Below are 24592 nucleotides of genomic sequence, written 5' to 3' on the forward strand. Positions count from 1 at the left end.
TCGTAGTACCGGGCCCCGGCCAAGTTCAGCCCGCGATCTTCGCCAGTGCGGCGTCGATCCGTTTCAGCGCCTGGTCGCGGCCGGCCAGGTAGACCGTGTGGCCGATGTCCGGGCTGACCTGGGTGCCGGTGATCGCCACCCGCAGCGGCTGCGCGATCTTGCCCATGCCCAGGCCCAATGCCTCGGCGGTGGCGTGCAGCGCGGTGTTGATCTCCTCCGCGCTCCAGGCCGGCAACCGTGACAGGCGGTCACGGGCCTCGGCCAGCGGCATGCCCGCCTCCGGCTTCAGGTGCTTGGCGACCGCCTTGTCGTCGTAGTGCTCGAGCGGGCGATACCAGACCGCGGCGCGCTCGGCCATGTCGGCCAGCGTCTGCACGCGATCGCGCAGGGCGAGTACCACGTCGGCCGGCGCCGGCCCCTGCGACAGGTCGTAGCCGGCATTGCGCAGGTGCCATTCCAGGTGCCGTGCCACGTCCGCCGGGGCGTCTTGCTTCAGGTACTGCTGGTTCAGCCAGCCGAGCTTGTCGGGATCCAGCCGCGCCGCCTTGGCATTGACGTTCTTCAGGTCGAACAGCCGCTGCATCTCCGCGATCGAGAACACTTCCTGATCGCCATGCGACCAGCCCAGCCGCACCAGGTAGTTGAGCAGCGCGTGCGGCAGGTAGCCGGCGTCGCGGTACTGCATCACATCGGCGGCGCCGGTGCGCTTGGACAGCTTGGCACCCTGCTCGTCGAGGATCATCGGCAAGTGCGAGAACGCCGGCGGCTCGGCGCCGAGCGCACGGTAGATGTTGATCTGCCGCGGGGTGTTGTTGACGTGGTCGTCGCCGCGCACCACGTCGGTGATGCGCATGTCGAGGTCGTCGACCACCACGGCGAAGTTGTAGGTGGGATAGCCGTCCGGGCGCAGGATCACCAGGTCGTCGAGCTCACTGTTGGCGATCTCGATCCGGCCCTTGACCTTGTCCTCCCAGGCGACGACGCCCTCGAGTGGGTTCTTCAGGCGGATGACGCGGTTCGGATCGTCGCGGCGCGGGTCGGTGCGCTCGCGCCAGGCGCCGTTGTAGCGCGGCTTGTCGCCGGCGGCCATCGCCGCCTCGCGCATCGCGTCGAGTTCGGCCCGGGTCTCGTAGGCGTAATAGGCCAGGCCGGCGGCGACCAGTTGCTCCGCCACCTCGCGATAGCGGTCGACGCGCGCGGTCTGGTAGACCGGACCCTCGTCGTAGTCCAGGCCGAGCCAGTCCATCGCCTGCAGGATGGCATCGATGGCCGGCTGGGTGCTGCGCTCGCGGTCGGTGTCCTCGATCCGCAGCACGAACTGCCCGCCGGCGCGGCGCGCCTCGAGCCAGCAGTACAGCGCGGTACGCGCGCCGCCGATGTGCAGGTAGCCGGTAGGGCTGGGGGCGAAGCGGGTACGGACGGTCATGGGCGGCAGCCGGTGGAAAGGCGGTATTTTAGCGAACTCGGGAATCGGGAAGGCAGCGGCGGGTTTGCCGATAGCCTGTCAACCGTCAGCCCGGCGTAGGCCGAAGTGCTTCACAACAGCGCAGATGGTCAAGAGCTTTACACCGGAGGCTGTTCATCCATCTTGCTTTTCGCGGCGTCCGAACTGGATCCCGGCCTGCGCCGGGATGACGAGCAAGGGCGCTATGCTTTTCCCGATTCCCGATTCCCGATTCCCGATTCCCGATTCCCGATTCCCGATTCCCGGCTCCACTATCATGTCGCCATGACCACGCTCTTCATCTCCGACCTGCACCTCGATCCGGAGCGTCCGGAAATCACCCGCCTGTTCGCCGAGTTCCTCGACGACGAGGCGCGCGGCGCAGAGGCGCTCTACATCCTCGGCGACTTGTTCGAATCCTGGGTCGGCGACGACGACCCGTCCGAGGCGGGTGCCCTGGTCGCCGGGAAGCTGAAAGCCTTGTCCGACGGCGGCGTGCCGGTGTTCTTCATGCACGGCAACCGCGATTTCATGCTCGGGCGCGCGTACGCGCAGCGCGCCGGGATGACCCTCCTGCCCGATCCGGCGGTCATCGTGCTGTACGACGAGCCGGTGCTGCTGATGCACGGCGACCTGCTGTGCACCGACGATGTCGCCTACCAGCAGTTCCGCGCGCAGACCCGCAACCCGGAGTGGCAGGCGCACATGCTGAGCCAGCCGCTGCAGGCGCGGCTCGCCTTCGCGCAACAGGCGCGCGCCTCCAGCCAGGCGCGCCAGGGCGAGCTGCGCGAGGCCGGCACGATGGAGACGATCACCGACGTCTCGCCGCGGACGGTCGCCGAGACCTTCGCCCGCTTCGGCGTCGACACCCTGATCCACGGCCATACCCATCGCCCCGCCATCCACGAGCTCACGGTCGACGGCCGTGCCTGCCGGCGCATCGTGCTCGGCGACTGGTACACGCAGGGGTCGGTGCTGCGGATCGACCGCGACCGCACCGAGCTCGCTTCGTTGTAGGAGCGCGCCATGCGCGCGACGCCGCGGGCATTTCACCACCCGCACATTCCGGTGACCGGCGCGCCTGCCGGTCCAGGATCGCGGCATCCACTGAATCCGGCGCCACCCGCGGCATCGCGCGCATGGCGCGCTCCTACGATGGCGACAGCTGCTGCAATGCATCGAGCTCCGCGTCGCTGAAGCCGGCGGCGCTGCGTGCGTCGAGATTGAACGGCCCATGCAGCACGGCACGCGCGTACTCGGCCAGCAGCGCGCGGAACTTCGGCTCCGGATCGACGTCGGCGCGCGCGCAGAACCAGCGGAACCAGCGGCTGCCCGCGGCGACGTGGGCGACTTCCTCGCGCAGAATCACCTCGAGGATGCCGGCGGTCTCCTCGTCGCCCAGCGCGCGCAGCTTCACGATCATGCCGGGGGTGACGTCGAGCCCGCGCGCTTCCAGCACCCGGGGCACCAGCGCCATCCGTGCCAGGCCGTCGTGGGCGGTCTTCTCCGCCATCTCCCACAGGCCATTGTGGGCGTCGAAGTCCCCGTACTCGAACCCGAGCGCGCGCAGGCGCTCGCGCAGCAGCGAGAAGTGACGCGCCTCGTCCCGGGCGATCGACACCCAGTCGGCGTAGTACGCGCGCGGCAGGCCGCGAAAGCGGTAGGCGGCGTCCCAGGCCAGGTCGATGGCATTGAACTCGATGTGGGCGATCGCGTGGATGAACGCGGCGCGCCCCTCGGGCGTGCCGAGCCCGCGCCGGGGCAGGTCGCGCGGGTGCACCAGCGCCGGCTTAGCGGGGCGCCCGGGCATGCGGATGGGCTCCGGCGGCGGGGCGTCGATATCGACGTCCAGTTCACCGCGGGCGAATGCGTCCGCAGCGGTGAAGGTCGCGGCGACCTTGTCCCCGGGCGTTGCGGCGTCGAGGCAGGCGCGGGCGCGTCGGAAGATCGAGTCGCCGGTCACGCGGCTAAGGCCTGTTGACGCTTTGGCGCATGCCGCGCCGGGCCTGCGGGTGTGCGGGGCGAGGAAGAGCGAGGGCGCGGCATCAGCGGCAAACCGCGGCCGCTCGAAAGCATGCCGCCGTCGCGACTTCCGTCGCTCCCACAACGGCGCCGGATCTCCGCACCGCTCATGACACCATGCGGCGCTTCTTCTTGGCCTCGTCCGAGCGCAGCTGCTGCAGGCGCTCGAAATAGCCCGGCTCGATGCCGGTGACGTACTCGCCGCTGAAGCAGGAACTGTCGAAGCGGCGACCGGGGAACTTCGGACCGGCGACGGCGATCTCCAGATCGGCGAGATCCTGGTAGATCAGCCAGTCGCAGCCGAGGAACTGCTCGATCTCCTTCTCGGTGCGGCCGTTCGCCACCAGTTCGTCCACGGACGGCATGTCGATGCCGTAGATGTTCGGGTGGCGGACCGGCGGCGCGGCCGACGCCAGGTAGACCTTGCGCGCGCCGGCGTCGCGCGCCATCTGCACGATCTGCTTGGAGGTGGTGCCGCGCACGATGGAGTCGTCGACCAGCAGTACCACCCGTCCCTTGAACTCCAGCGGGATCGGGTTGAGCTTGCGCTTGACCGACTTCACGCGCTCGCCCTGCCCCGCCATGATGAAGGTGCGGCCGACGTAGCGGTTCTTGATGAAGCCCTCGCGGTACTTCACGTCCAGCACGTTGGCCAGTTCCAGCGCCGAATCACGCGAGGTATCGGGGATCGGGATCACCACGTCGATGTCGTGGTCCGGGCGCTCGCGCAGGATCTTCTCGCCCAGGGTCACGCCCATGCGCATGCGCGCCTTGTGCACCGAGATGTCCTCGATCATCGAATCCGGGCGCGCGAAATAGACGTACTCGAAGATGCACGGCGCGCGCAGCTGCGGCTCGGCGCACGGCCGGCTGTGCAGTTCGCCGCGCGCGGTCACCACGATGCCCTCGCCCGGCACGACATCGCGCAGGCGCTCGAACCCGAGGATGTCCAGCGCCACCGACTCCGACGCCACCGCGTACTCGTCGCCGGCCTCGGTGACGCGTTTTCCGAGCACCAGCGGACGGATGCCGTGCGGGTCGCGGAACGCCACCAGGCCGAGCCCCAGCACCGTGGCGACCGCGGCGTAACCTCCGGTCGAGCGCCGGTGCACGCCCTCGATCGCCTTGAACGCGGCTTCCGGGGTCAGCGTGCGCTCGCGATCGAGCTCGTGCGCAAACACGTTCAGCAAGACCTCCGAATCCGACTCGGTGTTGATGTTGCGGCGGTCTTCCTCGAACACCTCGAGCCGCAGCGCGTCGGTGTTGATCAGGTTGCCGTTGTGGGCGAGCGCGATCCCGTACGGCGAGTTGACGTAGAACGGCTGCGCCTCGTCGAGGCCTTCGCTGCCGGCGGTGGGATAGCGGCAGTGGCCGATGCCGACGCGGCCCTCCAGCAGGCGCATCGCCTTGTCGTCGAACACGTCGCGCACCAGGCCGTTGCCCTTGTGCACGCGCAGCTGGTTGCCCCTGGCGGTGGCGATGCCGGCCGCATCCTGGCCGCGATGCTGCAGCACGGTCAGGCCGTCGTAGAGCGCAGCCGCGACTTCAGTGGTTCCGACGATGCCGACGATGCCGCACATGTGTTTCGCCTATTGCTGTGGGAGAGGACCGGCGCGCCGCTCCGCGACGGCACCGCTCGGTCGGACGGCCCCTATATCGAGGTCTGTCCCGGCCGGATCAAGCGTTTCGTCGCCCGGCCTGCGACATGCGCCGTCCGCGGCGCCTGGCAATCGTCCTGTTACGGGTGCGAGCGCACCATGCCCGCGACCCCGGTCTTGCCCTGCAGCTGCGTCTTCAGCCGCTCGGCCTCGGCGCGGCTCATCACCGGGCCAGCCTTGACCCGGGTCAGCGTGCCCTTCTCGGTGGCGACGGTATCGGTGAACGCCGTGAACCCGGCGCCGCGCACCCGATCGCGCAGCGCGCCAGCGTCGGCCGCATTGCTGAACGCGCCAAGCTGCACCACGAATCCGACCTCCGGCGCCGCCGCCGGTGCTGCCGGCGCCGCCGGAGCCTGCGCGGGCGTCGTGGTCGATGCCACGGGCGCAGAAGGGCGGGTGGGCGTCGCCTCGCGCGCAACCACGCGCGCGTCGTTGCTGCCGACCTGCGCGGCGCGCAGGCGTACCGTCTCGGCCTCGGCACGCGTGGCGTACGGACCGATCCGCACCCGCCACACCTGCTTGCCGGAGACGGTCGCCGTGCTGTGCTCGGCCGGCAGCTGTTCGCTGCGCAGCCGGTTGACCACGGTATCGGCGCTGACGCTGCTGCCGTAGCTGCCGAAATGCACCGCGTAGTCGCCGTCGGCGGTGGCGGCCGGCAATGCCGGCCTGGCTGCGGTTTCCGCTTCGGCCGACTCGACCTCCGAGGCCAGGTCGGCGGCATCCGGGTGCGGTGCGTCGGCGGTATCCACCGTCGCCAGTTCGTTGCCGTCCGCTCGCGCCTGCATGCCGACCGCGCCACCCTCCGGCGCATCGCCGGGCGCCAGCAGCGGCAGGTCACGGGTGACGGTCTCGCCCCGGGGCTCGTCCGGCAACTCCAGCGGCAGGTCGGAGACGCCGCTGTCGGGCGCCGGGCCCTTGACCAGCATCGGCAGGAAGATCACCGCCAGTGCGACCAGCACGGCGGCGCCGATCAGGCGCTGTTTCAGTCCGGAATCCATCGGCTCGTTCGCGAACGGGGGGCGTGCGGATTATACGCCGCATGCCATGGCGACTTCTTAATGCCCACCCTGCAACGCCACCAGCGCGGCGGCCGCGGTATGGAAGGAACCGAACACCAGGATGCGGTCCCCGGCGCGCGCCTGGGCGCGCGCCGCGGCCAGCGCCTCCGCGACCCCGGCATGGTGCACGGCGCCGTCGGCGGCGGTCCCGGCCAGGCGCGCCGCGAACGCATCGGCATCGAGTCCACGCGCACCGGCCTGCGGCAAACCGGCCAGGTGCCAAGCGTCCACCACGCCATCGAACGCCGCAACGACGCCGGCCATGTCCTTGTCGGCCAGCGCCGCGTAGACCGCATGTGTCCGTCCAGGCACCGGGGTGCCGTGCAGCCAGGCCGCGAGCTCTCGCGCGGCCTGGGGGTTGTGGCCGACGTCCACCACGACCTCCACCCCGTCGCGGACGAACGCCTGCAGCCGTCCCGGCACATGCGCCGAAGCCACGCCCTGCGCGAGCGCAGCCTTCGGCAGCGGCCGCCGCAGCGCGCGCAGCGCGGCGATCGCGGTGGCGGCGTTGCGCAGCTGGGAGGGCGCCGCCAGGCGCGGATTGGGCAGCTCGATCGCGTAGCCGACCTCGCGCCAGCGCCAGTGCGCGGCATCCACCGGTTCGAAGAAGAAGTCGCTGCCGGCGCGGATCGCCGACGCCCCGATCGCATAGGCATGGCCGAGCACGCTGGAGGGTGGATCGTCCTCGCCCAGCACCAGCGGTTTCCAGGCACGGGCGATGCCGACCTTCTCGCGGCCGATGGCTTCGCGGTCGTCGCCCAGCCAGTCCTGGTGGTCGAGGTCGACGGTGGTGACCACCGCCACGTCGGCGTCGACCAGGTTGGTGGCGTCGAGGCGGCCACCGAGCCCGACCTCGAGCAGGGCTAGGTCGAGCGGTTCCCGCGCGAACCGCCACAGCGCGGCCAGGGTGCCGAACTCGAAGTAGGTCAGCGGCAGCGCCGGGGCGCCGTTTCGCGCCGCCTCGACCGCGGCGAACGCCTCGACCAGCGCCGCGTCGTCGGCATCGTACCCGTCGATGCGCACGCGCTCGTTGTAGGCCAGCAGGTGCGGCGAGGTGTAGGCGCCGACGCGCCAGCCGGCGGCGCGCGCGATCGCCTCGATGAAGGCGACGGTCGAGCCCTTGCCGTTGGTGCCGGCGACGGTGATCACCCTCCGCGCCGGCCGCCCGAGCCGCATCCGCCCGGCGACGGTGCGCACGCGTTCCAGGCCCATCTCTATCTCGCGGGGATGTTGGCGCTCGATGTAGTCGAGCCAGTCGGCAAGCGTGCGGGGCATTGGGATCGAGTGTCGGGAGTTGTGGAGACCGGAACCCGCTGCGCGATATCGTCCGTTCGTTCAGAGCGCCCGGTGCACGGCCTCGCCGAACAGCGGGGTATGGTGCGCGCAATCGTTGAGCCGCACCACTTCCAGGGTATCGAGGCCGTCGCCCTCGAGCAGGTTGAGCGTGGTCGGCGCCTGGCGAAAGGTCCACAGCCGCGCGAACGGGATGCCCAGCACGCGGCACAGGATCACCCGGTTGACCGCGTCGTGCGCCACCACCAGCACGGTGCCGTCGGCACCGAGCCCGTCGCAGGCGCGCGCCAACGCCGGCCACGCGCGGTCGAACACGTGCTGCAGCGACTCGCCGCCGTCGGGCATCAGCACGCTGTCGGGGAACTCGCGCCAGGCCTGCAGGCGATCCGGATCGCGATCGCGGATCTCGCTGGCCAGCAGGCCCTCCCAACTGCCGTGTGCGATCTCCAGCAGGCCGGGATCAGTCTGCAGCAGGGCATGCCGCGCCGCGCCGAGTGCCAGCTGCGCGGTGCGTTGCGCCCGCGACAGCGGCGAGGCGACCGCACGATCGATCCGCAGGTCGCGCAGACGCGCCCCGAGCGCCTCGGCCTGGGCTTCACCGACCGGGGACAACGGAATGTCCTCCCTCCCCTGGTAGCGGCCTTCCGCGTTCCACGGCGTTTCGCCGTGACGAGCCAGCAGAATTCTCATTTCCCGGTCTCCCTGGTTTCATAACCGGCGGGCACGCCGTGGCCGGCGCAGGGTAGCAGACCGTCAGGATCCGGATGCAGCCGCCCGCCGCCCGGACCGATCGCGCTGCGAGCGTGACGTCCGACCGGCCCCCACGCGAACCGCGTCACGCTCCAATGCATGCGTGGCGTTTTCCTCATGACAAGCGCCCATTCGTGCTTCGACAATGGATGTTGCCGCACAGCGCCCATCGCGTTTCGGCGGCACATCTCAACGAGGAGGGACATCTCATGCGCAACAAGATCGCCCTGGGCCTGGCTCTGGCGGCATCCGTCGTGGTCGGCGCGGCCTTTGCCGCCGTCGGCCCCACCGGTCCCGGCCAGTTCTATTACTACCTGGACGACAACGGTGCCGTGGTCGGCTATCAAGCCATCCATTGCGACGGTACCAAGGAAGCCTGGGGCAAGTTCACCCGCAATTACGCCGACGGCTATTTCATCTGCGACCCGGAAACCTAGACAGCGGCCAGATCCGCATTCTTTCCGGCACAGATCACTACCTCGCTACATTCCACTACAGGAGTCCCCGACATGCGCAAGCAACTTCTGATCGGCCTCGGCCTCGCCGCCGCACTGGTCACCGGACTGGCGATCGCCAAGCATCGCAACGGCGACATGGGCATCTACCTCGACGACCAGGGCAACGTCGTCGGCACCTTCGTCGTCAGCTGCGAAGGCGTCTTCAGCTATGAGGGAACGCGCACCAGCAACTTCGTGGTCAACGGGCAACTGTTCTGCCATCGGCCCTGATCGCCCATGATCGGGCAAACGAAAACGGCGACCCACGGCCGCCGTTTTCCGTACGCGATTCGCCGCACGCATGCGGCGCCTAGCCTGCCAAGTGTTCACAGGTCTTAGGCTGCATCGACGTTCACTCCCACTGCCTACCTTCGTAGGAGGGGCTTCAGCCCCGACCTGCCGAAGATCGCGGCAAGGAAACAGGGAGCGCGTGGCGCCGGTCGGGAAGCTGCGTGCGTGGATCTTTTTGCGCTTCGCTCGTTCCCGGGGTCGGGGCTGAAGCCCCTCCTACAAGGTCAGGGACATGGAAGCGAATGTCGATACGCGCTAGCGCGCCAGGTTCAGCTCCTCCAGCAGGCGCGGCGCCGGATACACCTCCTGCATGATCCAGCGCAGATAGCGCTGGTCCACCGAGATGGTGCGCGTCATCGCCGGATCGAAGACCCAGTTGGAGCTCACCGACTCCCAGTTCATGTCGAACAGCAGGCCGGTCAACCGGCCGCGCGCATCGAGCACCGGCGAGCCGGAATTGCCCCCGGTCACGTCGAGGTCGGAGAGGAAGTTCACCGGCACCGTGCGCAGCCGCCGGTCGGCCAGGCCGCCGTCGCGCCCGGCCTCCACCGCGTCCAGCAGCGCCTGCGGCGCGTCGAACGGCTCCTCGCCGGTCGCCTTCTGCGCCACTTCCTCCAGCCGTGTGAACGGCTGCTGCGCCTGGCCGTCGAGCTTGGTGTAGCCGGTCACGTTGCCGAACGTGATCCGCAGCGAGCCGTTGGCGTCGGGATAGACGAACCGGCCCTGCACGTGGCGGTGGTCGGCTACTGCCTGCAGATACAGCGGGCGGGCGCGCAGCTCGTCGCCGGCACGGGCCTTGCGCTCCAGTTCCTGCTTGAGCATCGACGGCGTCACCGCCACCGCGTAACGGATCGCGGGGTCGCGGCTGTTCTCGAACGCGTCGCGATCGGCGGTCAGCCAGCGCATGCGCTCCTCCGGATTGACCAGGCCGGTCGCGGCGAGATCATCGATCACGCGCTCGATCGCCGCGTCGTCGCTGCCGCCGAGCCAAGCGTCGATCGCCTCGTCGCGCTGCTCCTCGGGGAGCGCGACGTACTGCTGCAGCCAGTAGCGCTGCAGGATCCGGTCCGTCCCCGGGTCGTAGCGGCGCTCCATCTGCTCCAGCGAGCCCTTGATCCGCGGCTGGTCGCGCTCCTGGTAGCCGAGTTCGCGATCGCCGTCGGGATTGCTGCGCTCGATCGCATTGCGGTACAGCGTCATCGCCGTACCGACCGCGCCCAGACGATGGAACTGGCCGGTCACCAGGTCGCGCTCCCGTGTGGCGCGGCCTTCCTCGACCAGCCGCTCCAGTTCGGCGTGCGCGTCGAGCGCCGCGCGCCCGGCCTCGTCCTGCTCCCGCAGCCACGCCAGGACCGCCGCCTCTTCCACGCGCTTGCTGGCCGTCGCGTCGATCCGCGCGAAGCCCTCCAGTTGTCCATCGTAGTTCTTCGAGGTGTTCTTCCATCCGCCGACGGTGCTGGCGTACTTGACCGCGATCTCGGGGTTCTCGCGACCCTCCGCTTCGACCAGGGCCAGCAACGCCTTGTAGTGGCGGCTGATGGTGGGATAGCTCCACTGCGCGACCTGCTCGAACTCGCTCGCCAGCGCATAGCGGCTGGTGGACCCGGGATACCCCGCGGCCATGACGAAGTCGCCCTCGCGCAGCGGACGGTCGGCGAACGTCAGCCAGCGCGCCGGCTGGTAGGGAATATTGTCCTCGGCGAAATCGGCGGGGCTGCCGTCGGGCCCGACATAGGCGCGGTAGAAGGCGAAATCGCCGGTGTGGCGCGGCCACATCCAGTTGTCGACTTCGCCGCCGAAGTTGCCGACCCCGCCCGGCGGCGCATACGCGAGCCGCACATCGCGGATTTCCAGGTTGCGGAACAGGCGGTAGCGGTTGCCGCCGGCGAAGCTGTACAGCCGGCAGCGGTGCCCCGGCTGGAATTCACAGTTGGCGATCAGCCGCTTCTCGACGTGTTCCAGCGCCCGTGCCCGCCCGATCGCATCCGGTGCCGCCGCGATGGCGCGCTCGACCTGTTCGGTGACGTCGAGGATGGAGTCGAGCACGTAGATGCGCGCGTTCGGGCCGGCGCTCAGCTCGTCCTCGCGCGCGGCGGCATTGAAGCCATCGCGCATGAGGTTGTTCTCGGGCGTGGAATTGAGCTGGATCGCGCCGTAGGCGCAATGGTGGTTGGTGACCACCAGCCCCTGCGGCGAGACCAAGCTCGCGGTGCAGCCGCCGAGGGAGACTACCGCCCCCATCGGGTCGCCGCGCAGGTCGGCCAGTTGCTGCGGCGACAGCCGCAGTCCGGCCTTTTTCAGCGGGCCTTCGATCTCCGGCAGCTGTTGCGGCACCCACATCCCTTCTCCGGCCCTTGCGAGGCCTGCGGCGGCCAGGAGCAGTGCGGCGGCGATCGGCATTGGGCGCATGCGGTGTCCTCGGAGCGGTACGGATCGGGAGGCCGAAGTCTACCGGCCGCGGCCGCTCCCCGCCCGTGCCATGAGGGCCTGTTGACGCGTATGGGCGCACGCCGCCGCGCGGGCGATGCCGGGCGCGAACGCGCCGCGGCGTATAATTGCGCTTCTGTTTTCGAATGACGGACGCGACGATGCAGCCGACGAGCCAGCGTCAAACCACCATGCGCGCGCTGGTCAAGCGCGAGGCCGCCAAGGGCATCTGGATGGAGGAGGTGCCGGTCCCGAGCCCGGGGCCGAACGAGGTCCTGATCAAGCTGGAGAAGACCGCGATCTGCGGCACCGACCTGCACATCTACCTGTGGGACGAGTGGAGCCAGCGCACGATCAAGCCCGGGCTGGTGATCGGCCACGAGTTCGTCGGCCGCATCGCCGAGATCGGTCCGGGCGTGAGCGGCTACCAGCTCGGCCAGCGTGTCTCCGCCGAGGGCCACATCGTCTGCGGCCACTGCCGCAACTGCCGCGCCGGCAAGCAGCACCTGTGCCCGAATACCATCGGCATCGGCGTCAACCGCGATGGTGCGTTCGCTGAATACATCGTCATGCCGGCGAGCAACCTGTGGCCGATCCCCGACCAGATCCCGAGCGAACTGGCGGCGTTCTTCGACCCCTACGGCAACGCCGCGCACTGCGCGCTGGAGTTCGACGTGGTCGGCGAGGACGTGCTGATCACCGGCGCCGGCCCGATCGGGGTGATGGCCGCCGGCATCTGCAAGCACATCGGCGCGCGCAACGTGGTGGTCACCGACGTCAACGACTACCGGCTCAAGCTCGCCGCCGACATGGGCGCCACACGCGTGGTCAACGTCACCAACGCCTCGCTCACGGACGTGATGGCCGACCTGCACCTGGAAGGCTTCGACGTCGGCCTGGAGATGAGCGGCAACCCGCGCGCCTTCAACGACATGCTCGGCGCCATGTACCACGGCGGCAAGATCGCCCTGCTCGGCCTGCTGCCCAAGGGCGCGGGCGTGGACTGGGACCGCATCATCTTCAAGGGGCTGATCCTCCACGGCATCTACGGCCGGCGCATGTACGAGACCTGGTACAAGATGACCCAGCTGGTGCTATCGGGTTTCCCGCTGGGCAAGGTGCTGAGCCACCAGCTGCCGGCCGAGGAGTTCCAGAAGGGCTTCGACCTGATGGAATCCGGGAAGTCGGGCAAGGTGGTGCTGAGCTGGAATTGATTGAAAGCCGTGATTCGTGATTGGTGATTCGCAAGAGCCGGTCGCGCTATTTGCTGTTACTTCTTCTAATCACCAATCACAAATCACGAACCCACGAATCACGGATCCCCCCATGTCCCTGACCCAGCGCTACACCGAGACCCTCGACGAGATCCGCGACCAGGGGCTGTTCAAGTCCGAACGGGTCATCACCTCGCCGCAGTCGGCCGAGATCCGGCTCGAGGACGGGCGCACGGTGCTCAACTTCTGCGCCAACAACTATCTCGGCCTGGCCGATCACCCCGACCTGATCGCGGCGGCCAAGGACGCGCTGGACAGCCACGGCTTCGGCATGGCCTCGGTGCGCTTCATCTGCGGCACCCAGGACCTGCACAAGCAGCTGGAGCGGACGATCGCCGACTTCTTCGGCACCGAGGACACCATCCTCTACGCCGCCTGCTTCGACGCCAACGGCGGCCTGTTCGAGCCGCTGCTGGGCGAGCAGGATGCGGTGGTCAGCGACGCGCTCAACCACGCCTCGATCATCGACGGCGTGCGCCTGTGCAAGGCCAAGCGCTACCGCTACGCCAACGCGGACATAGCGGAGCTGGAACGGCAGCTGCAGCAGGCCCGCGCCGACGGCGCGCGCACGATCCTGATCACCACCGACGGCGTGTTCTCGATGGACGGCTTCATCGCGCCCCTGGACGAGATCACCGCACTGGCGAAACAATACGACGCACTGGTCCACATCGACGAATGCCACGCCACCGGCTTCCTGGGCGCGACCGGCAGGGGATCGGCCGAGGTGAAGGGGGTGATGGACCGGATCGACATCTTCACCGGCACCCTCGGCAAGGCGATGGGCGGCGCACTCGGCGGCTTCACCACCGCCAGGCGCGAGGTGATCGAACTGCTGCGCCAGCGCTCGCGCCCGTACCTGTTCTCCAACTCGCTGCCGCCGCACGTGGTCGCGGCAGGCACCAAGGCGTTCGAGATGCTCGACGCCGCCGGCGACCTGCGCGAGCGGCTGGCCGCCAACACGGCGTACTTCCGCGAGCGCATGACCACGGCCGGCTTCGACCTCAAGCCCGGCGCGCACCCGATCTGCCCGGTGATGCTGTACGACGCACCGCTGGCGCAGCGCTTTGCCGAGCGCCTGCTCGAAGAAGGCATCTACGCGATCGGCTTCTTCTTTCCGGTGGTGCCGAAAGGCCAGGCGCGGATCCGCACCCAGCTCTCGGCAATCCATACCCGCGAGCATCTCGATACCGCGATCGAAGTATTCACCCGCATCGGCCGCGAGCTCGGGGTCCTGAAGCACTGACCGCACCGAGGCGGCGCACAAGCCGACCGGGTGCCGGGTGCGGGCCTTGCGGAATCAGTCGAGAATGACAGGCGCGGCTTCGGCGGGCGCGGCTTCCGGATCAGGCGTGGCGGGCAGAACTGGGCCGACTTCCCCGTCGACCGGCGGTGCATCCGGCAACGCCGGGGCCACTGCAGGCTTTGGCGCACCGCGCGCGACGCGCACCCCGCGCGACTTCATCCAGGCGTCGAACTCGTCGGCGGTCATCATCTTGCCGTTCTGGCTCATGTCGAAACGCCACGGCGTGTTGTCGTGCTCGGTCTGCGGCTTGTAGACCGAGGGATCCAGCGGGTCGACCACGGTCGGTGCCGGCATCGCGCTGGCGACATTGCGGCAGTCCTCGACGCGCAACCGCAGCAGCACCTGATCGACGGACTGCGCCTCGTCATAGGCGTGCGCCAGCACGCCGCCGTGCGCGCCCAGGCGATAGCTGGGAGCGGCGAGTTCGGGCGACAACGGCGCCAACACCGTCGGCTGCAGCGGGATCGAAGGCACCGAGCTTGGCGTGCTCGAACAATCGGCCGCATGTCCGAGCGCGGGCACGGCAAGCACGAGCAGAAGCGTTATAGCAGCGCGCATGCGCAATCCCCGATCGGTCGTTGCGCAGGAGTGTATGCGCCTGAGGTTTCCCCCACAAGCCACTGTTCCGACAGGCACGCATTCATTCGACGCATCGCACATTCGCCGGATGCGGACGCAGAAAAAACGAAACCCGGCGCAAGGCCGGGTTTCGTGTGTTGCGATGATGATTGTCCGATCAGTTCTGGACGTTCATCTCGGTACGGCGGTTACGCGCACGACCTTCCGGATTGTCGGAACCATCCGGGTTGGTGTTCGGCGCGATCGGGCGGCTCTCGCCGTAACCGGTCGGACCCACCAGGCGGCTGGCGTCGATGCCATTGCTGGTGACGTAGTCGTACACGGCGCGGGCGCGACGCTCGGACAGGCCCTGGTTGTACTCGTCGGTGCCGACCGAGTCGGTGTGACCGGCGATCTCGACGCGCAGGTCGGGGTAACGACGCAGGATCTCGATGGCCTCGTTCAGGATCGCCACGGCATCCGGACGCAGGGTCGACTTGTCGAAGTCGAAGTTCACGCCACGCAGGTCGATGGTGACCGGAACCGCGCAACCATCCGGACCGACGGTGGTACCCGCCTGGGTGTCGGGGCAACGGTCGTCGCAGTCGTTGACGCCGTCACCGTCGCTGTCGCGATCGGCGCAGTTGTCGACCGGCGCCGGTGCCGGCGCAACCGGAGCGACCGGTGCCGGACCCAGCGGGATCACCACGCCGACCGAGGCCAGCACGTCGCCGAACCAGCTCTCTTCCTGGTTGTGCGGGTAGCCGCTCCAGTCCTGCGACCCGTTGGCCGCGAAGCTGTCGTCGTTGAAGTCGGCGCGATAGGCCACTTCGGCACGAACGCCCACGCGCTTCTCGAACGTGGTCTGCAGGCCGACGCCGACCTTGGCGGCGAAGTTGCCGTCCTCGTTCTCGCCCGGGGAGTCCGGGTTCGGGAAGGCGTCGAACTCCTCCTCGCTGCGCTGGTAACCCACGCCGAACAGCACGTAGGGATTCCAGCCGCGGCCTTCGGCGATGAAGTGGCGACGGAAGTCGACGGAGATGCCGTACTGGCTCCAGTTCAGGTCACTGTTGCCGCCCTGGACGCTGCCGTCGATGCTTGGATTCTGGTAGTTGAGTTCGCCGTCGATCGACCAGACCGGGCTGATGAACTTGCCCAGGCCGAGCGAGACCATCGGCGCGTCGTCGGTACGCCGATCTTCGTCCTGGAAGTTAAAACCCGCCGAACCGGTGATATACCAGCGGTCGTCGAACTCCTGCGCGTTGGCCACCTGGGCCAGGCCCAGACCTCCCAACAGCGCGGCACAGAGGAGTTTCTTTTTCATTTGTTCAGCTCCTTGATCAAGGGGGAAAGCGTGACTGCACCTTTCTTAACGAGGCGGCAGGTCGCGCGCCTTCGTAGAATAGCCTAGGGTCAGCCGTGTGAAGACGCTGTTAACGCTAGCATAACAGTTGCCAGTCGCCAAGCTAAATGAACCTGCTCCCGTTCAGCTACGGTAGAGGTCGAGGAACTCGGAAACCGACAGGGTATCGAGGGCGGCTGGCTCGGCAGCCAACGCCATCAAGCGATCGGCCTGGTCCTCGGGCAGGTGGCCGCGTACGGCCGCCTCGCACTTGGCCATCAGCACCGGGATGCCCTCGGCGCGGCGTTTGCGGTGGCCGATCGGATAATCGATGGACACCGGTTCGGTGGCGCTGCCGTCCTTGAAGAACACCTGCACCGAATTGCCGATGTAGCGCTTGTCGGGGTCGAAATAGTCCTGTGTGAACCGGGGATTCTCGCGGACTTCCATGCGGTCCCGCAACGCGTCGATGCGCGGATCGGCGGCGACGTCGTCATTGTAATCGGCGGCGGTCAGGCGGCCGAAGATCAGCGGTACCGCGACCATGTACTGGATGCAGTGGTCGCGGTCGGCGTAGTTGGCCAGCGGGCCGGTCTTGTCGATGATGCGCACCCCGGCCTCCTGGGTCTCGATCACGATCTTCTCGATCTCGCCGATCCGGTCCTTGACCTGCCCGTGCAGCTGCATCGCGCACTCGACCGCGGTCTGGGCGTGGAACTCGGCCGGATAGCTGATCTTGAACAGCACGTTCTCCATCACGTAGCTGCCGAACGGCCGCTCGAAGCTGAACGCTTTGCCCTGGAAGGCGATGTCGTAGAACCCCCAGGTCTTGGCCGACAGTGCGCTGGGGTAGCCGACCACCTGCTTGTGCACGGCGTTGATGGCGTGGGTCACCGCGCGCCGGCAGGCGTCGCCGGCGGCCCAGCTCTTGCGCGGGCCGGTGTTCGGTGCGTGCCGGTAGGTGCGCAGCACGCCGTTGTCGATCCAGGAATGCGAGACCGCATTGACGATCTCCTCCTTGCCGCCGCCGAGCATCGCCGTGGCCACCGCCGTCGAGGCCAGGCGCACCAGGATCACGTGATCCAGGCCGACCCGGTTGAACGAGTTCTGCAGCGCATAGACGCCCTGGATCTCATGCGCCTTGATCGCCCAGCCGAGCACGTCACGCACGGTGATCGCCTTGCCCTCCTTGCGCACCAGCCAGTCGGCGACGGCCAGGATCGTGCCGAGATTGTCCGACGGGTGGCCCCACTCCGCCGCCAGCCAGGTGTCGTTGAAGTCGAGCCAGCGCACCAGGGTGCCGATGTTGAAGGCGGCCTGGGCCGGGTCGAGCTCGAACGTCGTGCCGGGGACGCGCGCACCGCCAGCGATCTCGCCGCCCGGCACCAGCGGCCCCAGGTGCTTCACGCAGTCCGGGAACTTCATCGCCAGCATCGCGCAGGCCAGCGAGTCCAGCAGCATGTAGCGCGCGGTGTCGTAGGCCTCCCGCGAATCGATCCGGGTGTCGATCACGTAGTCCGCGATGTCGACCATCGGCTGGTCGGGACTGGGACGGGTGGCGGAACGGATGTCGGCGTGGCTCATCGGGCGGGCTCGCGGTGAAATGAGCCGGCTATTCTGCATTGCCGAGAAACGAGAAACTAGGAACGAGAAACGAGTAGGGCAAGCCGTCCCTCTCGTTTCTCGTTCCTCTTCACTCGTTCCTCGCTTCCCAAGGCGGGTTCTTCCCGAACCGTTCCGCCAGGAAATCCACGAAGGCGCGCACCCGCAGCGGCACCAGGCGCCGCTGCGGCATGAGCGCATGGATGCCGGTATCGGCGATCGGGTGGTCCGGAAGCACCACCTGCAAACGGCCGGCGCGCAGGTCGTCGCAGACGTGCCAGACCGAATGCATGGCGATGCCGAAGCCGGCGACCACCGCATCGCGCAGTACCTCGCCGTAGTTGCTCTCGAAGCGGCCGCGCACCCGGACCGTGGTCCTGCCGCCGCGGCCATCGTCCAGTTGCCAGAGATCCTGCCGCCCGCGGCTGCCGACCAGCAGCACGCAGTCGTGCCGCATCAGGTCCTCCGGCGTCCCGGGCACGCCGCGCCGGCGCAGGTAGTCGGGCGAGGCGCACAGCACGCGCCGGTTGGTGGCCAGGCGACGGGCGACCAGACTGGAATCACCGAGCGCGCCGATGCGGATGGCGACGTCGTAGCCGGCGCTCACCAGGTCCTGCTCACGGTCGTCGAGGTCGATGCTGAGCCTGATCGCCGGATGCCGCTCCAGGAACTCCGGCAGCAGCGGCGAGACGTACTGGCGCCCGAACGAGGCCGAGGTCGTGACCCGCAGGTTACCGGCGACCTCGGTGCCGGCCTGGCGCAGCCCGCCGGTGAGGGTCTCCAGGTCCTCGACCAGCACCCGGCCCTGCTCGGCCAGCACCGCGCCCTCGGGCGTCGCGTGCAGACGCCGGGTGCTCCGGTGCAGCAGGCGTACGCCGAGCGCCTTTTCCAGCCGCTGCAGGCGTTGGCTAGCCAGCGCCGGCGACAGGTCCAGGCTGCGCGCGGCGGCACTGATCGATCCGAGATCGAGCACGCGCAGGAACAGGGCGATGTCGTCGATGCGATCCATCATTTTCAATCAATTATTGAAAGTGATTCATCATACTTCCTGTTTCCGCGGAAGACACGACCCCCTAGGCTGCGCCCTCCTCCATCACGGCCCCGCCCTCCATGTCCGCCCTGCAAGCCGCCGCGCGACCGCGCACGCCAGCGGCGCTCTACGCGCTCACCGCCGGCGCCTTCGGCATCGGCGTCACCGAATTCGTGATCATGGGCCTGCTGCTGGAAGTCGGCACCGATCTGGGCGTGTCGCTTTCCGCCGCGGGCCTGCTGATCTCCGGCTATGCGCTCGGCGTGGTGGTCGGCGCGCCGTTGATGACGGTGCTGACCGGCCGCTGGCCACAGCGGACCACGCTGCTGGCGCTGATGGCGATCTTCACCCTCGGCAATCTCGCCTGCGCGCTCGCGCCTTCGTACGGCCTGCTGATGGCGGCACGGGTGCTGACCGCGTTCGCCCATGGCACCTTCTTCGGAGTCGGCTCGGTGGTCGCCACCGGCCTGGTGCCGCCCGAGCGCCGCGCCTCGGCGATCGCGATCATGTTCACCGGCCTGACCGTCGCCACGGTCCTCGGCGTCCCGCTCGGCACCTGGCTGGGACAGGCGCTGGGCTGGCGCGCCACCTTCTTCGCGGTGACCGCGATCGGCGTGATCGCGCTGGCGGTGCTCGCCCGCTACCTGCCACGCGCCGCCGTGCCGCCCGGGCCCGGCGACTGGCGCGCCGACCTGCGCGCGCTGGCGCGCGGGCCGGTGCTGCTGGGGCTGCTGACCACGGTGCTCGGCTTCGGCGGCATGTTCGTGGTGTTCACCTATATCGCGCCGATCCTGACCCGGGTCACCGGCTTCAGTGAGGCCGCGGTTTCGCCGATCCTGCTGGTGTTCGGCGGCGGGCTGGTCGTCGGCAACCTGGTCGGCGGCAGGCTCGCCGATCGCCGGCTGGGACCGGCCGTGCTCGGCACGCTGCTGCTGCTGGCGGGGGTACTGGGACTGATGACCTTCGCGCTGCACGACCGGTGGCTGACCGTGGTGTTCGTCGGGCTGCTCGGCGCCGCCGCCTTCGCCACCGTGCCGCCGCTGCAGATGTGGGTGCTGTCGCGGGCCGAAGGCGCCGGGCAGAGCCTGGCCTCGAGCTTCAACATCGGCGCCTTCAATCTCGGCAACGCCCTGGGCGCATGGCTGGGCGGCCAGGCGATCGACCGGGGCCTGGGGCTGGCGTCGCTGACCTGGGTGGCGGCGCTGGTGCCGCTGGCCGCGTTCCTGGTCGCGCTGTGGGCGCTGCGGCTGGATCGCCGCCACGCCACTGCCGCGGCGCCGCGGCATGCACTTTGCACCGACGGCGCAGGCCGCTAGGGCCTGTTGACAGGCCCTGATCCCTTCTCACCACCGCAACCGGAGCTTCACCATGGAATATCGCTTTCTCGGCGCCTCTGGCCTCAAGGTGCCGGCACTCGGCTTCGGTGTCGGCACGTTCGGCGGCAAAGGGCCGCTGTTCTCGGCCTGGGGCAATACCGATGCCGCGGAGGCCACGCGGCTGATCGACATCTGCCTCGACGCCGGCGTCAACTTCTTCGACACCGCCGACGTGTACTCGGATGGCGCCTCCGAATCGATCCTCGGCGCCGCGATCAAGGGCCGGCGCGACCGGGTGCTGCTGTCGACCAAGACCGGCCTGCGCGCCGGCGATGACCCGAACGCGGTCGGCGCCTCGCGCTTCCATCTGCTGCGCGCGGTGGAGGACGCGCTGCGCCGGCTCGGCACCGACTACATCGACCTGCTGCAGCTGCATGCGTTCGATGCCCGCACGCCGGTCGAGGAAACCCTGTCGACGCTCGACGGCCTGGTGCGCGCCGGCAAGATCCGCTATCTCGGCGCCTCCAACTTCTCCGGCTGGCAACTGATGAAGTCGCTGGCCGCGGCCGATCGCCTCGGCACCCCCCGCTACGTAGCCAACCAGGCCTATTACTCGCTGATCGGCCGCGACTACGAATGGGAGCTGATGCCGCTCGGCATCGATCAGGGGCTCGGGGCCGTGGTCTGGAGCCCGCTCGGCTGGGGTCGCCTGACCGGCAGGATCCGCCGCGGCCAGCCGCTGCCGGAAAGCAGCCGGCTGCACGACACCGCCGGCTTCGCGCCGCCGGTCGACGAGGAACGCCTGTACCGCGTGGTCGATGCGCTCGATGCCGTGGCCGAGGAATGCGGCAAAACGGTGCCGCAGGTAGCGCTGAACTGGCTGCTGCGACGCCCCACGGTGTCAACGGTGCTGGTCGGCGCCCGCAACGAGGCGCAACTGCGGCAGAACCTCGGTGCGGTCGGGTGGGCGCTGACGCCGGAACAGGTCGCGCGCCTCGATACCGCCAGCACGGTGACACCACCCTATCCCTACTACCCTTACTGGAACGGGCAGTTCGCCGAACGCAGCCCGGTGCCAGTCTGATCGTTTCCTTACGGAGTCTGCCATGAAAGCCATCGCCCTCACCCGCTACCTGCCCATCGACGATCCGCAGTCGCTGATCGATGTCGAGCTGCCCAGGCCAGAGGCCGCTGGCCATGACCTGCTGGTGCGGGTGGAGGCGGTATCGGTCAATCCGGTCGATACCAAGGTGCGCGCACCGAAGTCGCAGGTGGAGGCGCAACCGAAAGTGCTCGGCTATGACGCCGCCGGCGTGGTCGAGGCGGTCGGCGACCAAGTCACCCGCTTCGCGCCCGGCGACGCCGTCTACTACGCCGGCGACATCACCCGCCCCGGCAGCAACGCCGAGTTCCAGCTGGTCGACGAGCGCCTGGCCGGCGGCAAGCCCGGATCGCTGGAATTCGCCGATGCCGCGGCACTGCCGCTGACCGCGCTCACCGCCTGGGAACTGCTGTTCGAGCGCATGCCCTACGCGTTCGACAGCGGCGGCGAGGGCAAGACGTTGCTGGTGATCGCCGGCGCCGGCGGCGTCGGCTCGATCGCGATCCAGCTGGCGCGGCTGGCCGGCTTCACCGTCGTCGCCACCGCGTCACGCAAGGAGACGATCGACTGGTGCCGGAAGCTGGGCGCGCATCACGTGATCGACCATCGCCAGCCGCTGGCCGAGCAGATCGGCAAACTCGGCTTCGATCACGTCGATGCCGCGATCAACCTCGCCGACACCGACCGCTACTGGGAGCCGCTGGGTGAACTGGTGGCGCCGCAGGGACACGTCGGCCTGATCGTCGAACCCGAAAGCGCCTTGAAGATCGGCGATCCCTACAAGGCCAAGTGCATCGGCATCCACTGGGAGATGATGTTCGCGCGCGCGCTCTTTCGCACGCCCGACATGGGCGAGCAGGGCCGGATCCTCGATCGCGTCGGCGGGCTGGTGGATGCCGGCAAACTGCGCGGCACCCGCAGCGAGACCCTCGGGCCGATCACCGCCGCCAATCTGCGCGAAGCGCATCGCCGGCTGGAATCCGGCAGCACGATCGGCAAGCTGGTGCTGGCGGGTTGGTAGCAGGGAATCGGGAATGGGGAATGGGGAATGGGGAATGGGGAATGGGGAATGGGGAATGGGGAATGGGGAATGGGGAATGGGGAATGGGGAATGGGGACAGCATCGCGGTCGCCGGCAGCCTGTCAACCGTCATCCCGGCGAAGGCCGGGATCCATCTTGACGGTTGCTTCGAAAGCAAATGGATCCGGCTTGAGCAGCCATTCGGCTGATAAAAGCCGCCGGGGATGACGACACGGATGAGGTGGGGCATCGCCCGCCGAGCCAACTTGCAGCGCCGCCCGTTTCCCGGCATCGTGCCCGCTGCCATACGCCAGCGTATCCCGCATGCCGCTCCCGCAAGCCGCCGCCCAGACCGCCGGGGCCACGCCCTATCCCCACCTCTTCGCGCCGCTCGACCTCGGCTTCACCACGCTGCGCAACCGCGTGCTGATGGGCTCGATGCATACCGGCCTGGAGGATCGCGCGCGCGACTTCCCGAAGCTGGCGGCGTATTTCGCCGAGCGCGCCGCCGGCGGCGTCGGCCTGATCGTCACCGGCGGCTTCTCGCCCAACATCAGCGGCTGGCTGAAGCCGTTCGCCGGCAAACTCAGCTGGCCGTGGGAGGCGCGCAAGCACCGCCAAGTCACCGACGCGGTGCATGCGCACGGGGCGAAGATCTGCCTGCAGCTGCTGCACGCAGGGCGCTACGCCTACCACCCGCTCTCGGTGGCGCCGTCGCGGATCAAGGCCCCGATCAACCCTTTCACCCCGCGCGCGCTGAGCGCGGGCGGCGTCGAGCGCACCATCCGCGCCTATGTGCAGGCGGCGCGGCTGGCGCGCGAGGGCGGCTACGACGGCGTCGAGGTCATGGGCTCGGAGGGTTACCTGATCAACCAGTTCGCCAGCGCGCGCACCAACCGCCGCGACGACCGCTGGGGCGGCAGCCTCGAGCACCGCATGCGCTTCGCCACCGAGATCGTGGCGCGCATCCGCGAGGCCTGCGGCGACGATTTCATCCTCGTCTACCGACTGTCGATGCTCGAACTGGTGCCGGACGGCTCCGACTGGGAGGAGATCGTTCTTCAGGCCAAGGCGATCGAGGCCGCCGGCGCGACGCTGCTCAACACCGGCATCGGCTGGCACGAGGCCCGCGTGCCCACCATCTCCACCTCGGTGCCGCGCGCGGTCTTCGCCGGCGTCACCGCCAAGCTGCGCCCGCACGTGCGGCTGCCGCTGGTGGCGACCAACCGCATCAACATGCCCGACGTCGCCGAAGCGATCCTCGCCGGCGGCGGCGCGGACATGGTGTCGATGGCACGTCCGCTGCTGGCCGACCCCGACTGGGTGTGCAAGGCGCGCGACGGCCGCGCGCAGGCGATCAACACCTGCATCGCCTGCAACCAGGCCTGCCTCGACCATGTGTTCCAGAACAAGGTCGCCAGTTGCCTGGTCAATCCGCGTGCCTGCGCCGAGACCGAGCTGAACTACCTCCCGGCGAAGACGCCGCGGACCATCGCCGTGGTCGGCGCGGGTCCGGCCGGACTGGCCGCCGCCACCGTGGCCGCGCAGCGCGGGCATCGGGTGACGCTGTTCGACACTGCCGACGAGATCGGTGGCCAGTTCAATCTCGCCAAGCGGATTCCCGGCAAGGAGGAGTTCCACGAGACGCTGCGCTATTTCCGCCATCGGCTCGAGGAAACCGATGTGCAACTGCGGTTGTCGGCCAGGGTCGATGCGCAGGCACTGGGCGCATTCGACGGCGTCGTCCTCGCCACCGGCGTGGTGCCGCGCGCGGTCGATTTCGAAGGCTGTGACCATCCGAAGGTGATCGGTTATCTCGACGTGCTGCAGGGGCGCGTGGTCTGCGGCCGACGGGTGGCGATCGTCGGCGCCGGCGGGATCGGCTTCGATGTCGCCGAGTACTTGGTCCACGCCGGCACGTCGCCGGCGCTGGATCCGCAGCTGTGGATGCGCGAATGGGGCGTCGACCCGGCTTTCGCCGGCGCCGGCGGCCTGGCGCCGCCGCGGCCGGAGCCGGCACCCCGGCAGGTCTGGCTGCTGCAGCGCAGCGCCGGGCGTCCGGGCGCGCGGCTGGGCAAGACCACCGGCTGGGTCCACCGCCGCACGCTGAAGGCCAAGGGGGTGAAGGCGCTGGGCGGGATCGAATACCTGTGCGTGGACGATGACGGCTTCCACATCCGCGTCGACGGCGCCGACCAGTTGCTGGCAGTCGACCACGTGGTGGTCTGCGCAGGCCAGGAGCCGCAGCGCGCACTGCTGGAACCGCTGCGCGCGGCGGGCGTCGAGGTGCACGTCATCGGCGGCGCCGACGTCGCCGCCGAACTCGACGCCAAGCGTGCCATCGCCCAGGGCAGCCGGGTCGCCGCCGCGCTTTAGCCGCGACGTCGGACGTGCTGCGTCGCAGCAAGTGGCTGATACGAATCGGGATTCCGATCAAGCCATTGCGGCCACCCTATTCAGGGTTGGTTCGGAAAGCGCCCGCTACCGTGCGCCCACCTTTCCCGCCGGACTGAATACGGCGGGCCCGGCCAGGGTCTTCCCGCCCGGCCGCCGGGGCGAAAGCGCCATAGAGCCGCTGCCCTTCTTGTCGCGAACCATCGC

General features: G+C 68.9%; 19 protein-coding genes and 1 pseudogene. 9 read left to right on the forward strand and 11 right to left on the reverse strand.

The features are described from left to right. Positions 1 to 25 precede the first annotated feature (25 nt). Complete coding sequence (gene gltX / locus FXO19_RS15880; RefSeq protein WP_149196094.1) at positions 26 to 1426, reverse strand: glutamate--tRNA ligase; 1401 nt, start codon at positions 1424 to 1426, stop codon at positions 26 to 28. Between the two features lie 303 nt (positions 1427 to 1729). Between gltX and lpxH the strand changes: the two genes are divergently transcribed. Then, the gene (lpxH, locus tag FXO19_RS15885; RefSeq protein ID WP_149196095.1) at positions 1730 to 2461 is read left to right on the forward strand and encodes a UDP-2,3-diacylglucosamine diphosphatase; all 732 of its coding nucleotides are present in this window, start codon (positions 1730 to 1732) and stop codon (positions 2459 to 2461) included. A gap of 133 nt (positions 2462 to 2594) precedes the next feature. Here the strand turns inward: lpxH and FXO19_RS15890 are convergent, their stop codons facing one another. From FXO19_RS15890 to FXO19_RS15910, 5 genes are all read right to left on the reverse strand, one after another. Further along, positions 2595 to 3407, reverse strand: coding sequence for a ferritin-like domain-containing protein (locus FXO19_RS15890; RefSeq protein ID WP_149196096.1), 813 nt, complete (start codon positions 3405 to 3407; stop codon positions 2595 to 2597). A gap of 166 nt (positions 3408 to 3573) precedes the next feature. Beyond that, the gene (gene purF, locus FXO19_RS15895; protein WP_149196097.1) at positions 3574 to 5046 is read right to left on the reverse strand and encodes an amidophosphoribosyltransferase; all 1473 of its coding nucleotides are present in this window, start codon (positions 5044 to 5046) and stop codon (positions 3574 to 3576) included. Between the two features lie 158 nt (positions 5047 to 5204). Then, the gene (locus FXO19_RS15900; protein ID WP_149196098.1) at positions 5205 to 6122 is read right to left on the reverse strand and encodes an SPOR domain-containing protein; all 918 of its coding nucleotides are present in this window, start codon (positions 6120 to 6122) and stop codon (positions 5205 to 5207) included. 57 nt (positions 6123 to 6179) lie between these two features. Then, positions 6180 to 7457: a bifunctional tetrahydrofolate synthase/dihydrofolate synthase gene (gene folC / locus FXO19_RS15905; protein ID WP_149196099.1), complete on the reverse strand. Its 1278-nt coding sequence runs from the start codon at positions 7455 to 7457 to the stop codon at positions 6180 to 6182. A gap of 60 nt (positions 7458 to 7517) precedes the next feature. Continuing rightward, positions 7518 to 8165 (reverse strand): histidine phosphatase family protein, encoded by a 648-nt coding sequence (locus FXO19_RS15910; RefSeq protein WP_149196100.1) that lies wholly within the window; start codon positions 8163 to 8165, stop codon positions 7518 to 7520. Between the two features lie 269 nt (positions 8166 to 8434). Here FXO19_RS15910 and FXO19_RS15915 point away from each other — a divergent pair, with 269 nt between their 5' ends. Next, positions 8435 to 8662 (forward strand): DUF6289 family protein, encoded by a 228-nt coding sequence (locus FXO19_RS15915; protein WP_149196101.1) that lies wholly within the window; start codon positions 8435 to 8437, stop codon positions 8660 to 8662. Positions 8663 to 8734: 72 nt separating this feature from the next. Continuing rightward, positions 8735 to 8953 carry a DUF6289 family protein gene (locus FXO19_RS15920; RefSeq protein WP_149196102.1) on the forward strand — a complete coding sequence of 73 codons (219 nt, stop codon included), beginning with the start codon at positions 8735 to 8737 and terminating at the stop codon, positions 8951 to 8953. Between the two features lie 315 nt (positions 8954 to 9268). Here FXO19_RS15920 and FXO19_RS15925 read toward each other — a convergent pair whose 3' ends face one another. Further along, entirely contained in the window at positions 9269 to 11422 is a 2154-nt protein-coding gene (locus FXO19_RS15925; protein ID WP_149196103.1) for a S46 family peptidase, read from the reverse strand. A gap of 209 nt (positions 11423 to 11631) precedes the next feature. Here FXO19_RS15925 and tdh point away from each other — a divergent pair, with 209 nt between their 5' ends. Together tdh and kbl are read left to right on the forward strand one after the other, a co-directional pair. Further along, on the forward strand, positions 11632 to 12654 hold the full coding sequence (gene tdh, locus FXO19_RS15930) for an L-threonine 3-dehydrogenase (protein WP_149196127.1): 1023 nt from the start codon (positions 11632 to 11634) through the stop codon (positions 12652 to 12654). A gap of 112 nt (positions 12655 to 12766) precedes the next feature. Beyond that, entirely contained in the window at positions 12767 to 13960 is a 1194-nt protein-coding gene (gene kbl / locus FXO19_RS15935; RefSeq protein ID WP_187775814.1) for a glycine C-acetyltransferase, read from the forward strand. A 135-nt stretch (positions 13961 to 14095) separates the two neighbouring features. On the opposite strand, the pseudogene FXO19_RS15940 reads toward kbl, so the two are convergent. The 4 genes and pseudogenes from FXO19_RS15940 to FXO19_RS15955 all read right to left on the reverse strand — a co-directional run. Then, positions 14096 to 14578, reverse strand: a pseudogene (locus FXO19_RS15940) (hypothetical protein); the annotation flags it as partial. A gap of 178 nt (positions 14579 to 14756) precedes the next feature. Continuing rightward, positions 14757 to 15902, reverse strand: a complete 1146-nt coding sequence (locus FXO19_RS15945) for an OmpA family protein (RefSeq protein ID WP_149196104.1) — start codon at positions 15900 to 15902, stop codon at positions 14757 to 14759. A gap of 162 nt (positions 15903 to 16064) precedes the next feature. Beyond that, complete coding sequence (locus FXO19_RS15950) at positions 16065 to 17504, reverse strand: bifunctional 2-methylcitrate dehydratase/aconitate hydratase (protein WP_149196105.1); 1440 nt, start codon at positions 17502 to 17504, stop codon at positions 16065 to 16067. Positions 17505 to 17613: 109 nt separating this feature from the next. After that, complete coding sequence (locus FXO19_RS15955) at positions 17614 to 18531, reverse strand: LysR family transcriptional regulator (protein WP_149196129.1); 918 nt, start codon at positions 18529 to 18531, stop codon at positions 17614 to 17616. Positions 18532 to 18632: 101 nt separating this feature from the next. Here FXO19_RS15955 and FXO19_RS15960 point away from each other — a divergent pair, with 101 nt between their 5' ends. The 4 genes from FXO19_RS15960 (at position 18633) to FXO19_RS15980 (ending at position 24367) form a co-directional block, all read left to right on the forward strand. Next, positions 18633 to 19868 (forward strand): MFS transporter, encoded by a 1236-nt coding sequence (locus tag FXO19_RS15960; protein ID WP_149196106.1) that lies wholly within the window; start codon positions 18633 to 18635, stop codon positions 19866 to 19868. Between the two features lie 52 nt (positions 19869 to 19920). Next, the gene (locus FXO19_RS15965; protein WP_149196107.1) at positions 19921 to 20952 is read left to right on the forward strand and encodes an aldo/keto reductase; all 1032 of its coding nucleotides are present in this window, start codon (positions 19921 to 19923) and stop codon (positions 20950 to 20952) included. Positions 20953 to 20974: 22 nt separating this feature from the next. Beyond that, positions 20975 to 21991: a zinc-binding alcohol dehydrogenase family protein gene (locus FXO19_RS15970; RefSeq protein WP_149196108.1), complete on the forward strand. Its 1017-nt coding sequence runs from the start codon at positions 20975 to 20977 to the stop codon at positions 21989 to 21991. 324 nt (positions 21992 to 22315) lie between these two features. Then, positions 22316 to 24367 carry an NADPH-dependent 2,4-dienoyl-CoA reductase gene (locus FXO19_RS15980; RefSeq protein ID WP_149196110.1) on the forward strand — a complete coding sequence of 684 codons (2052 nt, stop codon included), beginning with the start codon at positions 22316 to 22318 and terminating at the stop codon, positions 24365 to 24367. Positions 24368 to 24592 lie beyond the last annotated feature (225 nt).

Source organism: Luteimonas suaedae (genome assembly GCF_008312895.1).
Taxonomy (GTDB): domain Bacteria; phylum Pseudomonadota; class Gammaproteobacteria; order Xanthomonadales; family Xanthomonadaceae; genus Luteimonas; species Luteimonas suaedae.